Origin of the sequence: Kitasatospora cheerisanensis KCTC 2395 (assembly GCF_000696185.1) — a bacterium.
Lineage (GTDB): Bacteria > Actinomycetota > Actinomycetes > Streptomycetales > Streptomycetaceae > Kitasatospora > Kitasatospora cheerisanensis.
The window spans coordinates 5,996,027-6,014,481 of the sequence record NZ_KK853997.1 but is presented as its reverse complement, the minus strand read 5'-3'; the positions used below and the strand labels follow the sequence as shown (position 1 = coordinate 6,014,481).

The following is an 18,455-nucleotide window of genomic DNA, read 5'->3' as shown; positions in this document are numbered from 1 at the left end:
GCCGGTGGAGGGGCTCCCGGCCCTCGTTCCCACCAGTTCCACGGGATACCAGCGTATCAGTGCCCCGGCGAGTGCTCGCCCGCGTCCGGGTGGAAGACCGTTCCGCGCGTCGGCCGGACGGCCCGGCCGGGCTGTCCGGAACGGGCCCGGCAGGCATGGGGCGCAAGGGGCGCGGGCATGCGGACGGGGCGCGTACATGCGCCCGAAACACCCGAATCAACGTATTCTGCTCAAACGTCGACATCCTCGCCCGACCCGTGCGCGCCGGCGCCGCGGGGGCGCGTGGGACCGCTGGGAACGGAGAAGAATGGCCGGTCGCATCGAGGACTACGCGCTCATCGGAGACATGCAGACGGCCGCCCTGGTCCGCCGGGACGGCGCGGTCGACTGGCTGTGCCTGCCCCGGTTCGACTCGCCGGCGGTGTTCGCCGGGCTGCTCGGCACCGACGAGCACGGCTTCTGGCGGATCGGCCCGGCGCTGCCCGTCGAGCCGCCGCCCGCCGTCGAGCCGCCCCGGCCGACGCTGCTGGACACCGAGCCGCGGCTGCCCCCGGTGACGGCCGCCGCGCCCGCGCTGCCCTGCGACCGGCGCCGCTACCGGGGCGACTCGCTGATCCTGGAACAGGAGTGGGACACCCAGGGCGGCACCGTCCGGGTGATCGACTTCATGCCGCCGCGCCACCTGCTCGGCACCCCGGACGTGCCGCAGATGATCCGCATCGTGGAGGGCCTGGCCGGCACCGTCCGGATGCGCTCGGCGGTGCGGATGCGCTTCAGCTACGGCCGGGTGGTGCCCTGGGTGCACCGGGTCGAGCCGCCCGACGGCGCCCACCGCACCGTCGCGGTGGCCGGGCCCGACTCGGTGTGGCTGGACGGCGAGGCGGAGACCTACGGCCGCGACCTGACCACGTACGCCGACTTCACCGTCACCGCGGGCGAGCGGATCGCCTTCGGCCTGACCTGGAAGGCCTCGCACGAGCCGGCCCCGGCCCCGCCCGACGCCGAGGAGGCGCTGGAGAACACCGAGCGGTTCTGGCGCGAGTGGGTCGAGCAGTGCCGCTACCAGGGCCCCTACCGGGAGGCCGTGGTCCGCTCGCTGATCACCCTGAAGGCGCTCACCTACGCCCCCACCGGCGGCATCGTCGCCGCCCCCACCACCTCGCTGCCCGAGGACCTCGGCGGCGAGCGCAACTGGGACTACCGCTACACCTGGCTGCGGGACGCCGCGATCACGCTGTCCTCGCTGCTGCGCACCGGCTACCGCGAGGAGGCCCGCGCCTGGCGCGAGTGGCTGCTGCGCGCCGTGGCCGGCGACCCGGAGAACCTGCAGATCATGTACGGCATCGCCGGCGAGCGCGAACTCACCGAGTCCGAGCTCGACTGGCTGCCCGGCTACGAGGACTCCCGCCCGGTCCGGGTCGGCAACGGCGCCGCCGGGCAGCTCCAGCTCGACGTGTACGGCGAGGTCGTCGAGGCCCTGCACCTGGCCACCATGTCGGGCCTGGCCCGGCACGACCACGCCCACCAGCTGCAGCTGCGCCTGATCGAGTACCTGGAGGACCACTGGCGCAACCCCGACGAGGGCATCTGGGAGGTCCGCGGCCCGCGCCGGCACTTCGTCCACTCCAAGGTGATGGCCTGGGTCGCCGTCGACCGCACCCTCAAGCTGCTGGAGCAGGTCGAGAACCCGCCGCCGGGCCTGGCGGAGCGCTGGGAGAAGCTCCGCGCCGAGATCCACGCCGACGTCTGCGCGAAGGGCTACGACCCGGAGCGCAACACCTTCACCCAGTACTACGGCGGGAAGGAGCTGGACGCCTCCCTGCTGCTGATCCCGCAGGTCGGCTTCCTGCCGCCGGACGACAAGCGGGTGATCGGCACCATCGAGGCGATCCAGCGCGAACTGTCCACCGAGGACGGCTTCGTGCTGCGCTACCCGACGCACGACGACGAGGGCAACAACGTCGACGGGCTGTCGGGCCACGAAGGGGCGTTCCTGGCCTGCTCGTTCTGGCTGGCCGACGACCTGGCGATGATCGGCCGGGTCGGCGAGGCCCGCGAGCTGTTCGAACGGCTGCTGGCGCTGCGCAACGACGTGGGGCTGCTCGCCGAGGAGTGGGACCCGCGGGCGCGCCGTCAGGTCGGCAACTTCCCGCAGGCGTTCAGCCACGTCCCGCTGATCGACACCGCGCTGCGGCTGACCGCGGCGGGCGGGCTCAACCTCTCGCACTGACGGCCGGTCAGACCTGACGCTGCACCAGTTCGTCGTAGACGGACAGCACCTGGGCGACGGTGGCGGCCTCGTCCGGCCAGGTGCGGGCCTGGGCGCGGCCCGCCTCGGCGAGCTCCGTCCGGCGCTTCTCGTCGCCGAGCAGGTCGCGCACCGCACCGCCGAGCGCCCGCGGGTCGGCGAACGGAACCAGCACCGCGGCGTCGCCGACCAGTTCGGGGACGCCGCCGACGGCGGTGGCGACCACCGGCACGCCGGCCCGCATCGCCTCCTGCGCGACCAGCGAACGGGCCTCCCAGCGGGAGGACAGCACCACCACGTCGGCGGCGGCCAGCAGTTCGGGGATGTCGGTGCGGTAGCCGAGCAGGTCGACGGGAAGCTTCTCGGAGCGCACCCGGTCGTACAGGGCCTGCCGTTCGGGGCCGTCGCCGGCCAGCAGCACGTGCGGCATCGGGCCGCCGGGCGCGGCGAAGTGCGGGACGGCGTCGAGCAGCAGCGAGAAGCACTTCTGCACCACCAGCCGGCCGATCGCCAGCACCACGGGGCGGCCGTCGTCGCCGCCGGGCAGCGCGGCCCGGGCGGCGGCCCGGTCGAGGCCGGCGGGCGGCAGCGGCGGGGCGGCGACCGGGCCCAGCCGGGCGTCGGTGGCGCCCAGTTCGCGGGCCCGGGCGACCAGGTCGGAGGACGCGCCGAGGACCAGGTCGGCGGCCCGCACCACCCGGCGCTCCATCAGCCGCTGCAGGCGGCGCTCCAGGCCGGTGGCGAGCAGCGCGTGGTGCGAGGTGACCACCAGCGGGGTCTCCGGGCGGATGCCGGGGAACCGGCCCGCGGTGCGCAGCGCCAGGTCGGACAGCAGCCCGGCCCGCAGGCCGTGCGCGTGGACGACGTCGGCGCCGGTGAACGCGCGGCGCAGCTCGCCGATCGCGACGGCGTCGGAGCGGGCCCCGGACGTGGGGGTGATGTCCACCGTGTGCAGGCGGGCGCCGGCCGCGGAGAACCCGTGCAGCCGGTCGACTCCCTCGGGGGCGCAGACCGTGACCGTCACCCCGTGGGCGACCAGACCCTGCGTCAGGGAGCGCACGTGCGCGCCGATCCCGCCCGTCGCGGCGGCCAGGACGAGCACCACGTGCAGCTGGGGGGCCGCGGTGGCCCGGGCGGCGGAATGGTCCACGTCGTCTTCGCTCCGACTCGTTGTCAGCTGGTGTCCGCTCGCCACGATGCCAGGTCGGTCACCCTCTTGGACAGTCGGCAGCGCTGCGGGCGCGTCGCCCGGGCCGTGCAGGGCCCGGGCGACGCGTGCGGAGCGGGGATGGGGCGCGGCTCAGCGGGCCCGGGCGGTGCGGGCGGCCTCCAGCAGCTCCTCGGCGTGGGCGCGGCCGAGCTCGGAGTCCTCCAGTCCGGCGAGCATCCGGGACAGCTCCCGCACCCGCTCCTCGTCGCTGAGGGTCTTCACGCCGCTGCGGGTGACCACGCCGTCGTTGGTCTTCTCCACCACCAGGTGCCGGTCCGCGAACGCGGCGACCTGCGGCAGGTGGGTGACCACCACCACCTGGGCGCTGCGGGCGAGCTTGGCCAGCCGGCGGCCGATCTCGACGGCGGCCTTGCCGCCGACGCCCGCGTCGACCTCGTCGAACAGGTAGGTCGGCACCGGGTCGGCGCCGGCGAACACCACCTCGACGGCCAGCATGACGCGGGACAGCTCGCCGCCGGACGCGCCCTTGGCGATCGGGCGGGGCTGCGCGCCGGGGTGCGGGGCGAGCAGCACCTCGACCTCGTCGACGCCGTGCGGGCCGTAGGCGACGGTGCGGCCGTCGACCTCGATGCCGGACAGGTCGTCGACCTGGCTGATCGCGAAGGTCACCCGGGCGTGCGGCATGGCGAGTTCGGCGAGCTCGTCGGAGACCGCGGCGGCGAACTTGTCGGCGGCGGCGTGCCGGGCCTGCGACACCTCGGCCGCCAGGTCGGCCAGCTGGGCACGCAACTCGGTCTCCTGCGCGCCGAGTTCGTCGATCCGCTCGTCGTCGCCGTCGAGTTCCAGCAGCCGCACCGAGCCGGTCTCGGCCCAGGCGATCACCTCGGCGAGGGTGCCCTCGGCGCCGGAGTACTTGCGCACCAGGTGGGCGAGGACGGCGCGGCGGTCCTCGACCGCGGCCAGCCGCACCGGGTCGGCGTCCAGGTCGTCGGCGTACCCGGCGAGGTCGCCGGCCACGTCGGCGAGCAGGTAGCCGACCTCGCCGAGCCGGTCGGCGAGCTGCGCGAGCCGCTCGTCGTGGTGCCGGACGGCGTCGACGGCGCGGCGGGCCTGCGCGAGCAGGGTGCCCGCGTCCACGGCCTCCGGGTCGGCGGGGTCGCCGGCCAGGGCGGCGTGCGCGAGCGTCGCGGCGGAGGACAGCGCGTCGGCGTGGCCGAGGCGTTCGGCCTCCACGGCCAGCTCGGCGTCCTCCCCGGCGACGGGCTCGGCGGCGGCGATCTCCTCCAGGCCGAAGCGCAGCAGGTCGGCCTCCTGGGCGCGCTCGCGGGCCCGGGTGGTCAGCTCCTCCAGGGTCGCGGACACCTCCCGCAGGGTGCGGTACACCTCGCGGTAGCGGGCCAGCGGCTCGGCGACGGCCTCGCCCGCGTACCGGTCGAGCGCGCCGCGCTGCCGGGACGGGCGCAGCAGCCGCTGCTGGTCGGTCTGGCCGTGCACGGCGATCAGGTCCTCGCCGAGTTCGGTGAGCAGGCCGACCGGCACCGAGCGGCCGCCGACGTGGGCGCGCGAGCGGCCCTCCGCGGAGACGGTGCGGCTGATCAGCAGCTCGCCGTCGTCGAGTTCGGCGCCCGCCTCCTGGGCGCGGGCCACCACCGGGGAGGCCGGGTCGAGGGCGAGCCGGCCCTCGACGACGGCCCGCGCGGAGCCGTTGCGCACCAGCGCCGGGTCGGCCCGTCCGCCGAGCAGCAGCCCGAGGCTGGTCACCACCATGGTCTTGCCGGCGCCGGTCTCTCCGGTGACGGCGGTGAAGCCGGGCGCGAGTTCGACCACCGCGTCGTCGATGACACCCAGATCCCGTATCCGCATCTCGTCCAACACGGAGACGACCTTACGGGGGTCCACCGTCGGTACGCGACGACCGCCCCCCGGTTTCACACGGGAGGGGGTTTCAGTCGCCGCTGACGGCCGGGACGGGCACCGTGAGGCGCGGCAGGAAGAACTGCACCAGCGGGCCGATGGCCAGCGCGTAGGCGACCGTGCCGACGCCGAAGGTGCCGCCGAGGGCGATGCCGGCGGCCAGCACCGTCAACTCGACGCCGGTGCGGATCAGCCGCACGGAGCGGCCGGTGCGCCGGTGCAGGCCGGTCATCAGGCCGTCGCGCGGGCCGGGGCCGAGCCGCGCGCCGATGTACAGGCCGGTGGCCAGGCCGTTCAGCACGATGCCGGCGGCCAGCAGCGGTATCCGGGCGGCCAGCGCGTGCGGGTGCGGCAGCACCGCCAGGGTGGCGTCCATGGCGACGCCGAGGACGGCCACGTTGCCGACGGTGCCGACGCCGGGCTTCTGCCGCAGCGGGATCCACAGCAGCAGCACCAGCGCGCCGACCAGCGTCACCCAGGTGCCGACGCTCAGGCCCACGTGCCGGGCCAGGCCCTGGTGGAAGACGTCCCACGGGTTGCCGCCGAGCGAGGCGCGCAGCACCAGCGCCATCGACACGCCGTACAGCACCAGGCCGGCGGCCAACCGGAGCAGGCGGCGGGGCAGTTCGGTGGAGTTCGCGGACAGGGGCAGGGAGACCGCCATCGGGTGGACCTCATTTCGTGCGGCGCTTGCCGTTCCTCGGCACTGACCGCCACTATGGGCAGTCCAAAAGCGCACCCGACAGGGCCAATCCGATCCGAGTGGACTGATTCCGATGGCCGAGTGGCACAGCACCCTCACCCCGCACGCCCTCGCCCGCCAGCTCCCCCCGCCGGACGGCCGCCGCCCCGCCTACCGGACGCTCGCCACCCAGGTCTCCCGCCTGGTCGCCGACGGCCGCCTCCCGGTCGGCACCCGGCTGCCCGCCGAACGCGAACTCGCCGCCGAACTCCGGCTCAGCCGCACCACCGTCGCCGCCGCCTACGAGGCCCTGCGCGCCGACGGCTTCCTGCACTCCCGCCGCGGCGCCGGCTCCTGGACCGCCCTGCCCGAAGGCACCCGGCCGCCCGCCGACGCCCTCCACCCGCTCGCCCCCGACCAGCACGGCGCCGAACTCGACCTCGGCCTGGCCGCCCCCACCGCCCCGCCGCAGCTCGCCGAGGCCGCCGCCCACGCCCTCGAACAACTGCCCGCGTACGCCCTCGGGCACGGCAACTACCCGACCGGCCTGCCCGTGCTCCGCGAGGCCGTCGCCCGCCGCTTCACCGAACGCGGCCTGCCCACCGGCCCCGACCAGGTCCTGATCACCACCGGCGCGATGAGCGCCCTGCACCTGGCCCACCAGTCCCTGCTCACCCGCGGCGACCGGGTCGCCGTCGAAGCGCCCAGCTACGTCAACACCCTGCGCGCCCTCGACCGGCTCGGCGCCCGCCTGGTGCCCGTCCCGTTCACCACCGACCCGGCCGGCCGGGCGAGTTGGGACCTCGACCAGTGGCAGCGGGTGCTCCGCGGCGCCGCCCCGAGACTCGCCTTCACCATCCCCGACTTCCACAACCCCACCGGCGCCCTGATCGACGAGGACCAGCGCCGCGCCCTGCTCGCCCACGCCCGCGCCGCCGGCACCGCCGTCGTCTCCGACGAGACCTGCGCCGAACTCGGCTGGGGCGTCCCCGAATCCGACCTCCCCCGCCCGCTCGCCGCCCTCGACCGCGACGCCCGGGTCATCACCGTCGGCTCGGCCGGCAAACTGCTCTGGCCCGGCCTGCGCATCGGCTGGCTGCGCGCCCAGCCGTCCCTGGTACGGAAGTTGGCCGCCGACCGGGCCCTCTACGACCTCGGCACCCCGGTCCTCGACCAGCTCATCGCCGCCCGGCTGCTCGACGCCCACCTGCCCGCCGTCCGCGCCGCCCGCCACGCCGGCCTGCGCGCCACCGCCGAAGCCTTCGCCGACGCCCTCCCCCGGCACTTCCCCCACTGGCGCTTCACCCTGCCCCCCGGCGGCCTCGCCCTCTGGGTGTCCACCCCCGGCCTGCCCACCACCGCCCTCGCCCGGGCCGGCGAACGCCTCGGCGTCCGCCTCGCCTCCGGCGCCCGCTTCGGCATCGACGGCGCCTTCGAGGAGCACCTGCGCCTCCCCCTCACCCTCCCCGCGGCCCTCGTCCCCGACGCCCTCCGCCGCATCACGGAGGCCGCCGAAGCCGCCCGCAGCGAGAGGTTCTCGACGACGGACCCGGAGCCCATGACGGTGGGCTGAGGACGGGGAGCCGCGCGAGGCGGAACGAGCGCGGCCCGGGCCAGGGACGTGCACGTGATCGCGCCCCGGCCGGGACGCGCTCCCGGCCCGGCCTCAGGCCGTTCCCGACCGCCCCCGCCACCCCGTCACCGGCAGCGCGAACTTCGCGACCAGCCGGTCCGTGAACGGCGCCCGGTGCAGCCGCGCCAGCCGGACCGGCGTCTTGCCCCGCCGCACCTCCACCCGTGCCCCGGCCGGGAGTTCGACCGAGCGCCGCCCGTCGCACCACAGCACCCCGTGCGGCGTCTTCGGCTGCACCTCCACCGCCAGGACCGAGTCCGGCGAGGTCACCAGCGGCCGGGCGAACAGCGCGTGCGCACTGATCGGCACCATCAGCAGCGCCTCCACCTCCGGCCACACCACCGGCCCGCCGCCGGAGAACGCGTACGCCGTGGAGCCGGTCGGCGTCGACAGCACGACCCCGTCGCAGCCGAAGTTCGACACCGGACGGCCGTCGACCTCGGTGACGACCTCCAGCATCCGTTCGCGGGCCGCCTTCTCCACCGAGGCCTCGTTCAGCGCCCAGTCCTCGTGCAGCACATCGCCGTTGGTGCGCACCAGGACGTCGATGGTCATCCGCTCCTCGACGGTGTAGTCGGCGTCCACGACCCGGTCGACCACCGTCGCCAGGTCGTCGCGCTCGGCCTCCGCGAGGAATCCGACCCGGCCCAGGTTGATGCCGAGCATCGGCAGGCCGGACTCGCGGGCCAGTTCGGCGCCCCGCAGCAGGGTGCCGTCCCCGCCCGCGACCAGGATCAGCTCGCAGCCGTCGGCCGCGCCCGGCCCGCCCGGCACCAGTTCCACCCCGTCCGGCAGGTCCAGGCCCACCGCTTCCGCCTCCAGCAGCCGGATCCGGATCCCCGCCTTCAGCAGGCCGTCCACCAGCCCTTCCACACTGCGCAGGGCGGCCTCCCGGCCGGTGTGCGCGATCAGGAAGACCGTACGACGATCGCTCATTGCCCGCTGCCCTCTCCCTACGCCTGCCGGACCCTGCTGGCCCGGCCGCGGCCTGCCAGTCTGCGCAACGCTCGGACGTCTGCCAAGTACCCTACTTGGGGCCCTCCGCCACGGCCCGGTCCGCCTCGGCCGGATCCAGCTCGCCCGCGTCGCGGCGCAGCCACAGGAAATACTCCACGTTCCCGGACGGCCCCGGCAGCGGCGACGCCGTCACCGCCCGCACTCCGAGGCCCAACTGCCAGGCCTGCGAGGCCACCTGGCGGATCGTCTCGGCCCGCAGCTCGGGGGAGCGCACCACGCCGCCGGAGCCCAGCCGCTCCTTGCCGATCTCGAACTGCGGCTTCACCATCATCACCAGGTCCGCGTCGGGCGCCGCGCAGCCGGCCAGCGCCGGCAGCACCAGGCCCAGCGAGATGAACGACAGGTCGCCGACCACCAGGTCGACCGGCGTCCCGCCGATCAGCTCCGGCGTCAGCTCGCGCACGTTGGTGCGGTCCATCACCGTCACCCGCTCGTCGCTCTGCAGCGACCACGCGAGCTGCCCGTAGCCGACGTCGACCGCCAGCACGTGCGCCGCGCCGGCGCGCAGCAGCACGTCGGTGAAGCCGCCCGTGGACGCCCCCGCGTCCAGCGCCCGCCGGCCCTCCACCACCAGGCCCTGCGGCACGAACGCCGTGAACGCGCCCGCCAGCTTGTGACCGCCCCGCGAGACGTAGTCCGGGTCGGCGTCGTCCTTCGCGACCACCACCGCGGCCGCCGTCTCCACCTGCGTCGCGGGCTTGGTCGCCACCGCCCCGCCGACCGTCACCCGGCCCGCCGCGATCAGCTCACTCGCATGCTCCCGCGACCGGGCCAGCTTCCGCCGCACCAGCTCCGCGTCCAGACGGCGTCGTGCCACTGCCACTACTACGTCAGCTCCCACATTCCGCAATCGTCACTCGCGGTCGAGCGCCGCGAGGGTCGCGGCGAGCCGCGCATGAACATCTTCGTACACCTCGACCCGCTCCCCCGTCCCCACCCCGTCGGCCTCCCCCAGCCGGGCCAGCACCTCGTCCACCTCCGGCTCGCCCGTCCACTGCTCCTCACTCACCGCCGGCGCCCCCGGCCTCGCCCGGCCCGGCAGGCTTCCGGCCGGCCGCCTTCTTCGCCGAAGCGCCGCCCGAAGCACCGCCCGACGCGCCGCCCGACACACCGTCAGCCGCCGCGGGCCGCTTGGCCGGTGCCTTCTTCGCCACTGTCCTCTTCGCCGCGGACTGCTCGGTCGCGGTCTTCTTCGCCGCGGCCTTCCGCGCCGGTGCGGCCTTCTTCGCCGCCGCGGGCAGCGGCGCCGACGGGCTGTCCGCCGCCGCCTTCTCGGCCGCACCGGCCGGCCTCCGCACCGCGGTCTTCTTCGCGGCGGCCTTCTTCGCCACCGTCCGCGGCGTCGCCGTCGTCCCGCCCTCGCCCGCCGGCGCCCGGCGCGGCACCGAGCGCTTCGCCGCCGCCTGCTTGGCCGCCGTGCCCTTGCGGGCGGCCGCCTTCTTCGCCGCGGACGGCGAGCCCGCGGGCCGCTTCCGGGCGCCGCCGGCCGGGCCGGGCCCGCCGCCACCGCACCGGCGTCCGCGACCGCGCCGGCGTCGGCCACCGGCTCCTTGTCCCACCCCGCGTCGAACAGGCCCTTCGCACGGGCGGCCGGCCGGACCGGCGGCTCCTCCGCCTCGGGGCCTCGGGCTCGGACGCCGCCGGCTCGGCGGCCTCCGGCTCGTCGACCTCGCGGAGCTTCGACTCCAGGAAGCTCAGCACCACGCCGACCTTCACCACCTGGTCGCCGACCTTCTCGAACACCTGGTCCGCCCGGCCCTTGGCGAGGCCCGTGACCAGGTCCACCCCGGCCGTCACCGCCTGCTCGGCCAGCGACCGCAACTGCTCCAGCTCGGACGGCAGTTCACCGGTCCGCTTGCGCAACTCCTCGGCCGCGCCCGCCACCCGGCGGCTCGCCTCCTCGGCGAGCTCCGCCGCGACCACCACCACACCCCGCACCGCATCCCGCAGCATCCGAAACGCCTCCTCGGCGGGCACCGACTGCCCGCACCCGACGCTACCCCGTCCTACGCCCGCCCGTACCCGCCCGCACCGACCCGCCGCACGGTCGGCCCCGGCCCCCACCCGGCCACCGCAGCCGCCGGGCGCGTTAGCGTGGAACGCCGAACCGACCACCGAGACAGGAGCACGCCGCACCCATGGCCACCATCGAGGAGTGCCGCAGCGCACTGGAGCAGCTCAGCCGCAACCTCGCCGGCGCGAACGGCGACGTCCGCAAGGCCGCCGCCCTCGACCGGTCGCTCAGCTGCCACCTCACCGACCTCGACCTGACCTTCACCGGACGCCTCGCCGACGGGCGGCTCACCGGCATCACCGACACCCCCGGCGCCCGGCCGCCAAGGCCGACATCCGCCTCACCACCACCGGCGACGACCTGGTCGCCCTGGTCGACGGCCGCCTGCCGTTCCCCACCGCCTGGGCCACCGGCCGCCTCAAGCTCGACGCGAGCTTCCTCGACCTGCTCCGGCTGCGCAGCCTGCTCTGACCGCAGGCCGCCCGGACGGACGGCCGACGGTCCGTCAGCCCGCCGCCGTCACAGCGCCGCCAGCGCCTTCGCGCTCTCCGGCGCCGCCCCGCCGTTCGCGTCCGCCCACGTCCAGGCCGCCGCGCACAGCGCCCGCAGCGCGTCGATCCGCTCGCCCGCGCCGTCCAGGGTCAGCGCGCCGCCGTCCGCGCCGGCCGTCCAGCCGCCGCAGCCGAACCGGCCGCCGCCGAGCTCCGCGACCTCCGGCTGCGGCTCCAGCAGGCCCCGCAGGTCCTCCGACAGGTACGTCGGCCGGTGCTGGACCGGCGCCGCCAGCAGCAGTCCGGGCGTGGTGACGCCGGTGAACACCAGCAGCGAGTCCACGCCGCCGTTGAACGCCCCCTCGATGTCGGTGTCCAGGCGATCGCCGACCACCAGCGGACGCTTCGCGCCCGTCCGCAGCACCGTCTCCCGGTGCATCGGCGGCAGCGGCTTGCCCGCCACCTCCGGCGACACGCCGGTCGCCGCCGACACGGCCGCCACCAGCGTCCCGTTGCCCGGCGCGATGCCGCGCGCCGTCGGGATCGACAGGTCGGTGTTCGACGCCACCCACGGCAGGCCCCGCCCCACCGCGTACGAGGCCTCCGCCAGGTCCGCCCAGCCCACCGACGGGTCGTAGCCCTGCACCACCGCCGCCGGACCGTCGTCCAGGGAGCGCACCGGCACCAGCCCGCGCTCCTCCAGCGCCTCCACCAGCCCCGCCCCGCCGACCACCAGCACCCGCGACCCCGCCGGCACCTTCTCCGACACCAGCCGCGCCGCCGCCTGCGCCGAGTTGATCACGTCGGCGGGCTCGGCCGGCACCCCCAGCTCCGACAGGTGCCCCGCCACCACCCGGGGCGGCCGCGAGGCGTTGTTCGTCACGTACGCCAGCCGCATCCCCGCCGCCCGCGCCCGCTCCAGCGCCTCCACCGCGTACGGGATCGCGTGCGGGCCGGCGTACACCACCCCGTCCAGGTCCAGCAGCGCCGTGTCGTACGCCTCCGTCAACGCCACCGCACTGCCCCGCGGCACGCTCCGCACCCGGTCGGCGCTCTCCGCCATCACTGCTCCCTGTCACCTCGAACGATCGAACACCCGCAACCTTAGGTCTCGTCCGTCCCGTCCGGCGGCGCCAAGTACCCCGGCGCACCCGGCTGCAACGGCCCGAACGCCCCCGCACGGGCCGCCAGCGTCGCCCTGGTCTGCCGCAGCGCCGCCCGGTAGTGCTTGTTGCCGGGCTGCATCGCCACCGCCAGCGCCAGGTGCTCCGCCGACGCCTCGAAGTCCCCCAGCCGGGCCGCCGCCACCCCCCACCCGAACTGCGCGTAGTCGTCCGACGGGTCCGCCAGCGCCACCGCGCGGAAACTCTCCAGCGCCGCCGCGTACTGCCCCGCGTCGTACTGCGCCCGCCCCAGCGCCTCCCGGATCGACCGCGACCCCGGCTCCGCCTCCGCCGCCCGCGCCAGCAGCTGCACCGCCGCCGCCGGGTGCCGCTCCTCCAGCAGCCGCACCCCGCGCCGGAACCAGTCGTACACCCCGCCGCCCGGAGCCCCCGCCGCACCGGCGGGAACAGCCTCCGCCCCGTCCGCGCTGTCGCCGTCGTGCATCCCGTAGCTCATCCGCCCTGCCCCGCTTCCTGCGCCGCACCCACCGTTCCGCCCGCGACCGGAACGGTCACGCGCATCGCGATCTCCCAACAAGGACTACCCGACTAACATGCCCAAGATGAGCGCCCCTCGTGCCGAAAGCGGCAACGAGCCCTCGGGCGGCCCCGGAGACCCCGGGCACGTCGCCACCGCAGGGCTGTCCCTGTCCCCGTTCCGCGGCCTGCGCTACGACCCCCACCGGGTCGGCGACCTCGCCGCGGTGACCTCACCCCCGTACGACGTGGTGGACCCCGGACGGCGCCTGGACCTGGAGACCGCGGACCCGCACAACATCGTCCGCCTCATCCTGCCGCGCCCCGAACCCGAGGACCCCGGCCACCGCCCCGACCGCGACACCCGCTACCGGCACGCCGCCCGCCTGCTGCGCGACTGGCGCCAGCAGGGCATCCTCACCGCCGACCCGCGGCCCGCCCTGTACGTCTACGAGCAGCAGACCCCGGGCGGCGGCCTCCAGCGCGGCCTGATCGGCGCCCTCGCCGTCAGCGGCCCCGAGGCCGGCGTCGTCCTCCCCCACGAGGACGTCATGCCCAAGCCCGTCGCCGACCGGGTCGGCCTGATGCGGACCACCCGCGCCAACCTCGAACCCCTGCTGCTCACCTACCGCGGCAAGGGCCGCGCCGCCGACGTCATCGAACGCACCGCCGCCGGCGAACCGCTGATCGACACCACCACCAGCGACGGCACCCACCACCGCCTGTGGGCCGTCACCTCCCCCGCCGACCTGGCCGCCGTCACCCGCGACCTCGCCACCTGCCGCGCCCTCATCGCCGACGGCCACCACCGCTGGGAGATGTACCTGCGCCTGCAGCGCGAGCACCGCCACCTGCCCCGCAGCCCCTGGGACCGCGGCCTGGTCCTGCTGGTCGACACCGACCGCTACCCGCTGAAGGTCCGCGCCATCCACCGCGTCCTGCACCGCCTGCCGCTGCACGCCGCACTGGCCGCCCTCGACCCCGACGTCTGGCAGGTCACCGAACTCACCGGCACCCTCCCCGACGCCCTCACGGCCCTCGCCGAGGCCCGCACGGACGACCGCAACTCCTTCGTCCTCACCGCCGGCGACGACCGCTACCTGCTGCTCACCGGCCCGGACCGGCGCATCCTCGACGCCACCGTCCGCACCGACCGCCCCGAGGAGTGGCGCCGCCTCGACGCCACCGTCCTGCACGCCACCCTCCTCGACCACACCTGGCACGTCCCCGACAGCCCCGAGCACATCGGCTACCTGCACTCCGCCGAGTCCGCCGTCCGGGAGGCCGCCCGCACCGGCGGCACCGCCGTGCTGCTCCACCCCGTCGAGGAACGGGTGGTCCGCCGCCTCGCCGAACAGGGCGTCACCATGCCCCGCAAGTCCACCTCCTTCGGCCCCAAACCGGCCACCGGACTGGTCCTGCGCTCCCTCGAACTCGGCTGACCCGCCCGCCCCGGCACGCAGAACGGCCCCCGCTCCTACCCGGAACGGGGGCCGTCTCACTGCTCACTGCTCGCTACGAGCCGCCGGAAGGTCAGGCCTTCTTCGGCTGCTCCTCGGAGGCGTTCTCGTCGTAGTCCTCGTCGATCTCGAGGTCGTCGTCGTCGTAGAACTCCTCGACGTCCTCCTCGTCCTCGAAGATCATCCGGTCGTCGCCGATCTCGTCCTTCGCGATCGGCTTGCGCGCCGGCTCCTCGGACTCCTGGCCCTCGTCCTCCGCGTCCTCGTCCAGCGCGTCGGTGAACTCCACGCCGTCGATCTCGGCGAGGCGCTCGGACGCGTTGGTCGAGCCGTCCGAGTCGGCCTCGACGGCCTTCACGAACCACTCGCGGGCCTCGTCCGCCCGGCCGGCCGCGATCAGCGCGTCGGCGTAGGCGTACCGCAGCCGCGCGGTCCACGGGTGGATCGCCGAGGACGCCAGCTCGGGGCTCTGCAGCGTCACGACGGCCGCGTCGAACTGCTCCAGGTCCGCGCGGGCACCCGCCGCGACCAGGCGCATCTCGACCTGACCGGCCTTGTCCAGCTGCTTCACCTCGGGCTCGCCGGCCATCGCCAGCGCCCGCTCCGGACGGCCCAGGCCGCGCTCGCAGTCCGCCATCACCGGCCACAGGTCCGCCCGGCCGGTCATCCGCTTCGCGGCCCGGAACTCGGTCAGCGCCTCCGCGTACCGCTGCGTCATGTACGACGCGAAGCCGGCCGCCTCCCGGACGCTCGCCACGCGCGACGCCAGCCGCAGCGCGACGCGCGAGTAGTTGTAGGCCTCCTCCGGCTCGCTGTCGAGCAGCCGCGCGACCATCACCAGGTTGCGCGCCACGTCGTCCGCGAGGGTCTTCGGCAGGCTCTTCAGGTCCTGGCGGACGTCCGCGTCGATCTCGAAGCCGGTCACGTCGTCCGGGATCGGCAGCCGGCGCACCGGCTCCGGCCGGCGCTCGTCCTGGTCCCGGCGGAACCCGCCACGGTCGTCCCGGCCGCCCCGGAAGCCACCGCGGTCACCCCGGTCGTCCCGGCCGCGGAACCCGCCCCGGTCGTCACGACGCTCGAACCCGCCGCGCTGCGGCCGGTCGTCCCGACGGAACCCGCCCCGGTCGCCGCCCTGCGGACGGTCGTCCCGGCGGAAGCCACCACCCTGCGGCCGGTCGCCGCGGTCCCCGCGGTAGCCGCCCTGCGGACGGTCGTCACGACGCTCGAAGCCACCGCCGCGGGGACGGTCGTCCCGACGCTCGTACGACGGACGGTCCTCACGCGGACGGAACCCGCCGCGGTCACCCTGCGGACGGTCGTCACGACGCTCGAAGCCGCCACCACGGGGACGGTCGTCCCGACGCTCGTACGACGGACGGTCCTCGCGCGGACGGAAGCCACCGCGGTCGCCGCCCTGCGGACGGTCGTCACGGCGGAAGCCGCCACGGTCGTCACGGCGCTCGAACCCGCCACGCTGCGGACGGTCGTAGCCGCCGCGGTCGTCCCGGTCCCGGCCGTACGACGGACGGTCCTCACGCGGACGGAACCCGCCGCGGTCGCCGCCCTGCGGACGGTCATCGCGGCCACGGTAGCCGCCACCACCCTGCGGACGGTCCTCGCGCGGACGGAAGCCACCGCGGTCGCCGCCCTGCGGACGGTCGTCACGGCCACGGTAGCCGCCACCACCCTGCGGACGGTCCTCGCGCGGACGGAAACCACCACGGTCGCCGCCCTGCGGACGGTCGTCACGGCGGAAGCCACCACGGTCGTCGCGGCGCTCGAACCCGCCACGCTGCGGACGGTCGTCGAACGACCGCTCCTCGCGCGGACGGTAGCCGCCGCGGTCACCCTGGGGACGGTCGTCGCGGCGGAAGCCGCCACCCTGCGGGCGGTCGTCCCGACGGAACCCGCCGCGGTCGCCGCCCTGCGGACGGTCGTCACGGCCACGGTAGCCGCCGCCACCCTGCGGACGGTCGTCACGCGAGCGGTAACCGCCGCCGGCGCCACCGCCGTACGACGGCCGGTCGCCACGGTCGCTGCGGTAACCGCCGCGGTCACCCTGGGGGCGGTCGTCGCGGCCGCGGTAACCGCCGCCCTGCGGACGGTCGCCGTACGAGGGGCGGTCGCCACGGTCGCTGCGGTAGCCCCCGCGGTCGCCGCCACGGTCACCGCGGTCGTCACGACCCCGGTAGCCGCCGCCTTCGCCACGGTCGTCACGGCGCGGGCCACGGTCGTTCGACCAGCCCCCGCGCGACCTGGGCTCATAGCCCCGGCCGCCGTCGTTACGGCGCTCGGGCCGGTCCTGGGGCGGGTTCGACATACTGGTGACTCCTGTCTGCACACTGCTAGGTCTAGAGGCGCCACTGCCGATCCCCGACACCAGCGCGCGATCCGGACGCCCCCGCAACCCCATCAGGGTCCGGTACGTCCGCCTTGTCCATTGTCCGGCATGCGGAAGAACACCGCGTCCGGGTGTCCGACCGCCGTCCGCCGGCCAGTCTGTCCGGTTGAAAAGCCCAACAAAAAAAGGCCGAGGCCCCAGCTCATCGCTGGGGCCTCGGCCTTTTGAAGAATTGTTCGGCGGCGTCCTACTCTCCCACAGGGTCCCCCCTGCAGTACCATCGGCGCTGTGAGGCTTAGCTTCCGGGTTCGGAATGTAACCGGGCGTTTCCCTCACGCTATGACCACCGAAACCCTATCGGGTATTCAGCGAACACACTTTTCAGTTGAAAGTTGTGTTACTTACTTACCTGTCGGAACCGATAGATATCGGGTCCGTACCGGCGATAGCTGTTCGCTACCCGGGAACCACACAGTGAACGCGAGCGTCTGAGGACAAGCCCTCGGCCTATTAGTACCGGTCAACTCCACCCCTCACAGGGCTTCCATATCCGGCCTATCAACCCAGTCGTCTACTGGGAGCCTTACCCTCTCAAGGAGGTGGGAGTGCTCATCTCGAAGCAGGCTTCCCGCTTAGATGCTTTCAGCGGTTATCCCTCCCGAACGTAGCCAACCAGCCATGCCCTTGGCAGGACAACTGGCACACCAGAGGTTCGTCCGTCCCGGTCCTCTCGTACTAGGGACAGCCCTTCTCAACACTCCTACGCGCACAGCGGATAGGGACCGAACTGTCTCACGACGTTCTAAACCCAGCTCGCGTACCGCTTTAATGGGCGAACAGCCCAACCCTTGGGACCTACTCCAGCCCCAGGATGCGACGAGCCGACATCGAGGTGCCAAACCATCCCGTCGATATGGACTCTTGGGGAAGATCAGCCTGTTATCCCCGGGGTACCTTTTATCCGTTGAGCGACGGCGCTTCCACAAGCCACCGCCGGATCACTAGTCCCTACTTTCGTACCTGCTCGACCCGTCAGTCTCACAGTCAAGCTCCCTTGTGCACTTACACTCAACACCTGATTGCCAACCAGGCTGAGGGAACCTTTGGGCGCCTCCGTTACCCTTTAGGAGGCAACCGCCCCAGTTAAACTACCCACCAGACACTGTCCCTGATCCGGATCACGGACCCAGGTTAGACATCCAGCACGACCAGAGTGGTATTTCAACGGCGACTCCACAACAACTGGCGTTGCTGCTTCAAAGTCTCCCACCTATCCTACACAAGCCGAACCGAACACCAATATCAAGCTATAGTAAAGGTCCCGGGGTCTTTCCGTCCTGCTGCGCGAAACGAGCATCTTTACTCGTAATGCAATTTCACCGGGCCTGTGGTTGAGACAGTCGAGAAGTCGTTACGCCATTCGTGCAGGTCGGAACTTACCCGACAAGGAATTTCGCTACCTTAGGATGGTTATAGTTACCACCGCCGTTTACTGGCGCTTAAGTTCTCAGCTTCGCCCGACCGAAGTCGGACTAACCGGTCCCCTTAACGTTCCAGCACCGGGCAGGCGTCAGTCCGTATACATCGCCTTACGGCTTCGCACGGACCTGTGTTTTTAGTAAACAGTCGCTTCTCGCTGGTCTCTGCGGCCACCACCAGCTCAAGGAGCAAGTCCCATCACCAGCAATGGCCCCCCTTCTCCCGAAGTTACGGGGGCATTTTGCCGAGTTCCTTAACCACAGTTCACCCGAACGCCTCGGTATTCTCTACCTGACCACCTGAGTCGGTTTGGGGTACGGGCCGCCATGAAACTCGCTAGAGGCTTTTCTCGACAGCATAGGATC

Annotated in this window: 13 protein-coding genes, 1 rRNA gene, 2 pseudogenes and 2 other annotated features; of the genes and pseudogenes, 4 read left to right on the top strand and 12 right to left on the bottom strand. The window is 73.9% G+C overall.

Features of this window, described 5'->3' with window-relative positions; translation table 11 throughout:
- The first annotated feature begins 196 nt into the window (after positions 1-196).
- Positions 197-2,230, top strand: coding sequence for a glycoside hydrolase family 15 protein (locus KCH_RS27135; RefSeq protein WP_279635914.1), 2,034 nt, complete (start codon positions 197-199; stop codon positions 2,228-2,230).
- A gap of 7 nt (positions 2,231-2,237) precedes the next feature.
- Here KCH_RS27135 and KCH_RS27130 read toward each other — a convergent pair whose 3' ends face one another.
- From KCH_RS27130 to yczE, 3 genes are all read right to left on the bottom strand, one after another.
- Entirely contained in the window at positions 2,238-3,398 is a 1,161-nt protein-coding gene (locus tag KCH_RS27130; protein ID WP_035867292.1) for a glycosyltransferase family 4 protein, read from the bottom strand.
- A 150-nt stretch (positions 3,399-3,548) separates the two neighbouring features.
- Positions 3,549-5,282: a DNA repair protein RecN gene (gene recN, locus KCH_RS27125; protein ID WP_084224271.1), complete on the bottom strand. Its 1,734-nt coding sequence runs from the start codon at positions 5,280-5,282 to the stop codon at positions 3,549-3,551.
- An 82-nt stretch (positions 5,283-5,364) separates the two neighbouring features.
- A complete protein-coding gene (yczE, locus tag KCH_RS27120) occupies positions 5,365-5,997 on the bottom strand; it encodes a membrane protein YczE (RefSeq protein ID WP_051653489.1) in 633 nt (210 codons plus the stop codon).
- A gap of 112 nt (positions 5,998-6,109) precedes the next feature.
- Here yczE and yczR point away from each other — a divergent pair, with 112 nt between their 5' ends.
- Positions 6,110-7,588, top strand: a complete 1,479-nt coding sequence (gene yczR / locus KCH_RS27115) for a MocR-like transcription factor YczR (protein WP_035867289.1) — start codon at positions 6,110-6,112, stop codon at positions 7,586-7,588.
- A 93-nt stretch (positions 7,589-7,681) separates the two neighbouring features.
- Here the strand turns inward: yczR and KCH_RS27110 are convergent, their stop codons facing one another.
- From KCH_RS27110 to KCH_RS27100, 4 genes are all read right to left on the bottom strand, one after another.
- Positions 7,682-8,584, bottom strand: a complete 903-nt coding sequence (locus KCH_RS27110; RefSeq protein WP_035867286.1) for an NAD kinase — start codon at positions 8,582-8,584, stop codon at positions 7,682-7,684.
- Between the two features lie 91 nt (positions 8,585-8,675).
- Positions 8,676-9,482, bottom strand: coding sequence for a TlyA family RNA methyltransferase (locus tag KCH_RS27105; RefSeq protein WP_035867283.1), 807 nt, complete (start codon positions 9,480-9,482; stop codon positions 8,676-8,678).
- 36 nt (positions 9,483-9,518) lie between these two features.
- Positions 9,519-9,674 carry a hypothetical protein gene (locus tag KCH_RS41660; RefSeq protein WP_157032202.1) on the bottom strand — a complete coding sequence of 52 codons (156 nt, stop codon included), beginning with the start codon at positions 9,672-9,674 and terminating at the stop codon, positions 9,519-9,521.
- 104 nt (positions 9,675-9,778) lie between these two features.
- A complete protein-coding gene (locus tag KCH_RS27100) occupies positions 9,779-10,618 on the bottom strand; it encodes a hypothetical protein (protein WP_035867278.1) in 840 nt (279 codons plus the stop codon).
- Positions 10,619-10,803: 185 nt separating this feature from the next.
- On the opposite strand from KCH_RS27100, the pseudogene KCH_RS45005 reads away from it, so the two are divergent.
- Positions 10,804-11,150, top strand: a pseudogene (locus KCH_RS45005) (alkyl sulfatase C-terminal domain-containing protein).
- Between the two features lie 48 nt (positions 11,151-11,198).
- On the opposite strand, the gene KCH_RS27095 reads toward KCH_RS45005, so the two are convergent.
- Positions 11,199-12,233, bottom strand: a complete 1,035-nt coding sequence (locus tag KCH_RS27095; protein WP_035867276.1) for an HAD-IIA family hydrolase — start codon at positions 12,231-12,233, stop codon at positions 11,199-11,201.
- Between the two features lie 41 nt (positions 12,234-12,274).
- Positions 12,275-12,790: a tetratricopeptide repeat protein gene (locus tag KCH_RS27090; RefSeq protein ID WP_035867275.1), complete on the bottom strand. Its 516-nt coding sequence runs from the start codon at positions 12,788-12,790 to the stop codon at positions 12,275-12,277.
- A gap of 106 nt (positions 12,791-12,896) precedes the next feature.
- On the opposite strand from KCH_RS27090, the gene KCH_RS27085 reads away from it, so the two are divergent.
- Positions 12,897-14,252 carry a DUF1015 family protein gene (locus tag KCH_RS27085; protein ID WP_084224270.1) on the top strand — a complete coding sequence of 452 codons (1,356 nt, stop codon included), beginning with the start codon at positions 12,897-12,899 and terminating at the stop codon, positions 14,250-14,252.
- 91 nt (positions 14,253-14,343) lie between these two features.
- On the opposite strand, the gene KCH_RS46225 is transcribed toward KCH_RS27085, so the two are convergent.
- The 3 genes and pseudogenes from KCH_RS46225 to rrf form a co-directional block, all read right to left on the bottom strand.
- A complete protein-coding gene (locus KCH_RS46225) occupies positions 14,344-15,213 on the bottom strand; it encodes a tetratricopeptide repeat protein (RefSeq protein WP_425268917.1) in 870 nt (289 codons plus the stop codon).
- A gap of 66 nt (positions 15,214-15,279) precedes the next feature.
- A pseudogene (locus KCH_RS47665) lies at positions 15,280-15,801 on the bottom strand (DEAD/DEAH box helicase); the annotation flags it as partial.
- Positions 15,802-16,845: 1,044 nt separating this feature from the next.
- Positions 16,846-16,962: ribosomal RNA gene (gene rrf / locus KCH_RS27070) — 5S ribosomal RNA — on the bottom strand.
- A 151-nt stretch (positions 16,963-17,113) separates the two neighbouring features.
- Positions 17,114-17,981: a sequence feature (23S ribosomal RNA rRNA prediction is too short), on the bottom strand.
- Positions 17,982-17,991: 10 nt separating this feature from the next.
- Positions 17,992-18,363: a sequence feature (23S ribosomal RNA rRNA prediction is too short), on the bottom strand.
- Positions 18,364-18,455 lie beyond the last annotated feature (92 nt).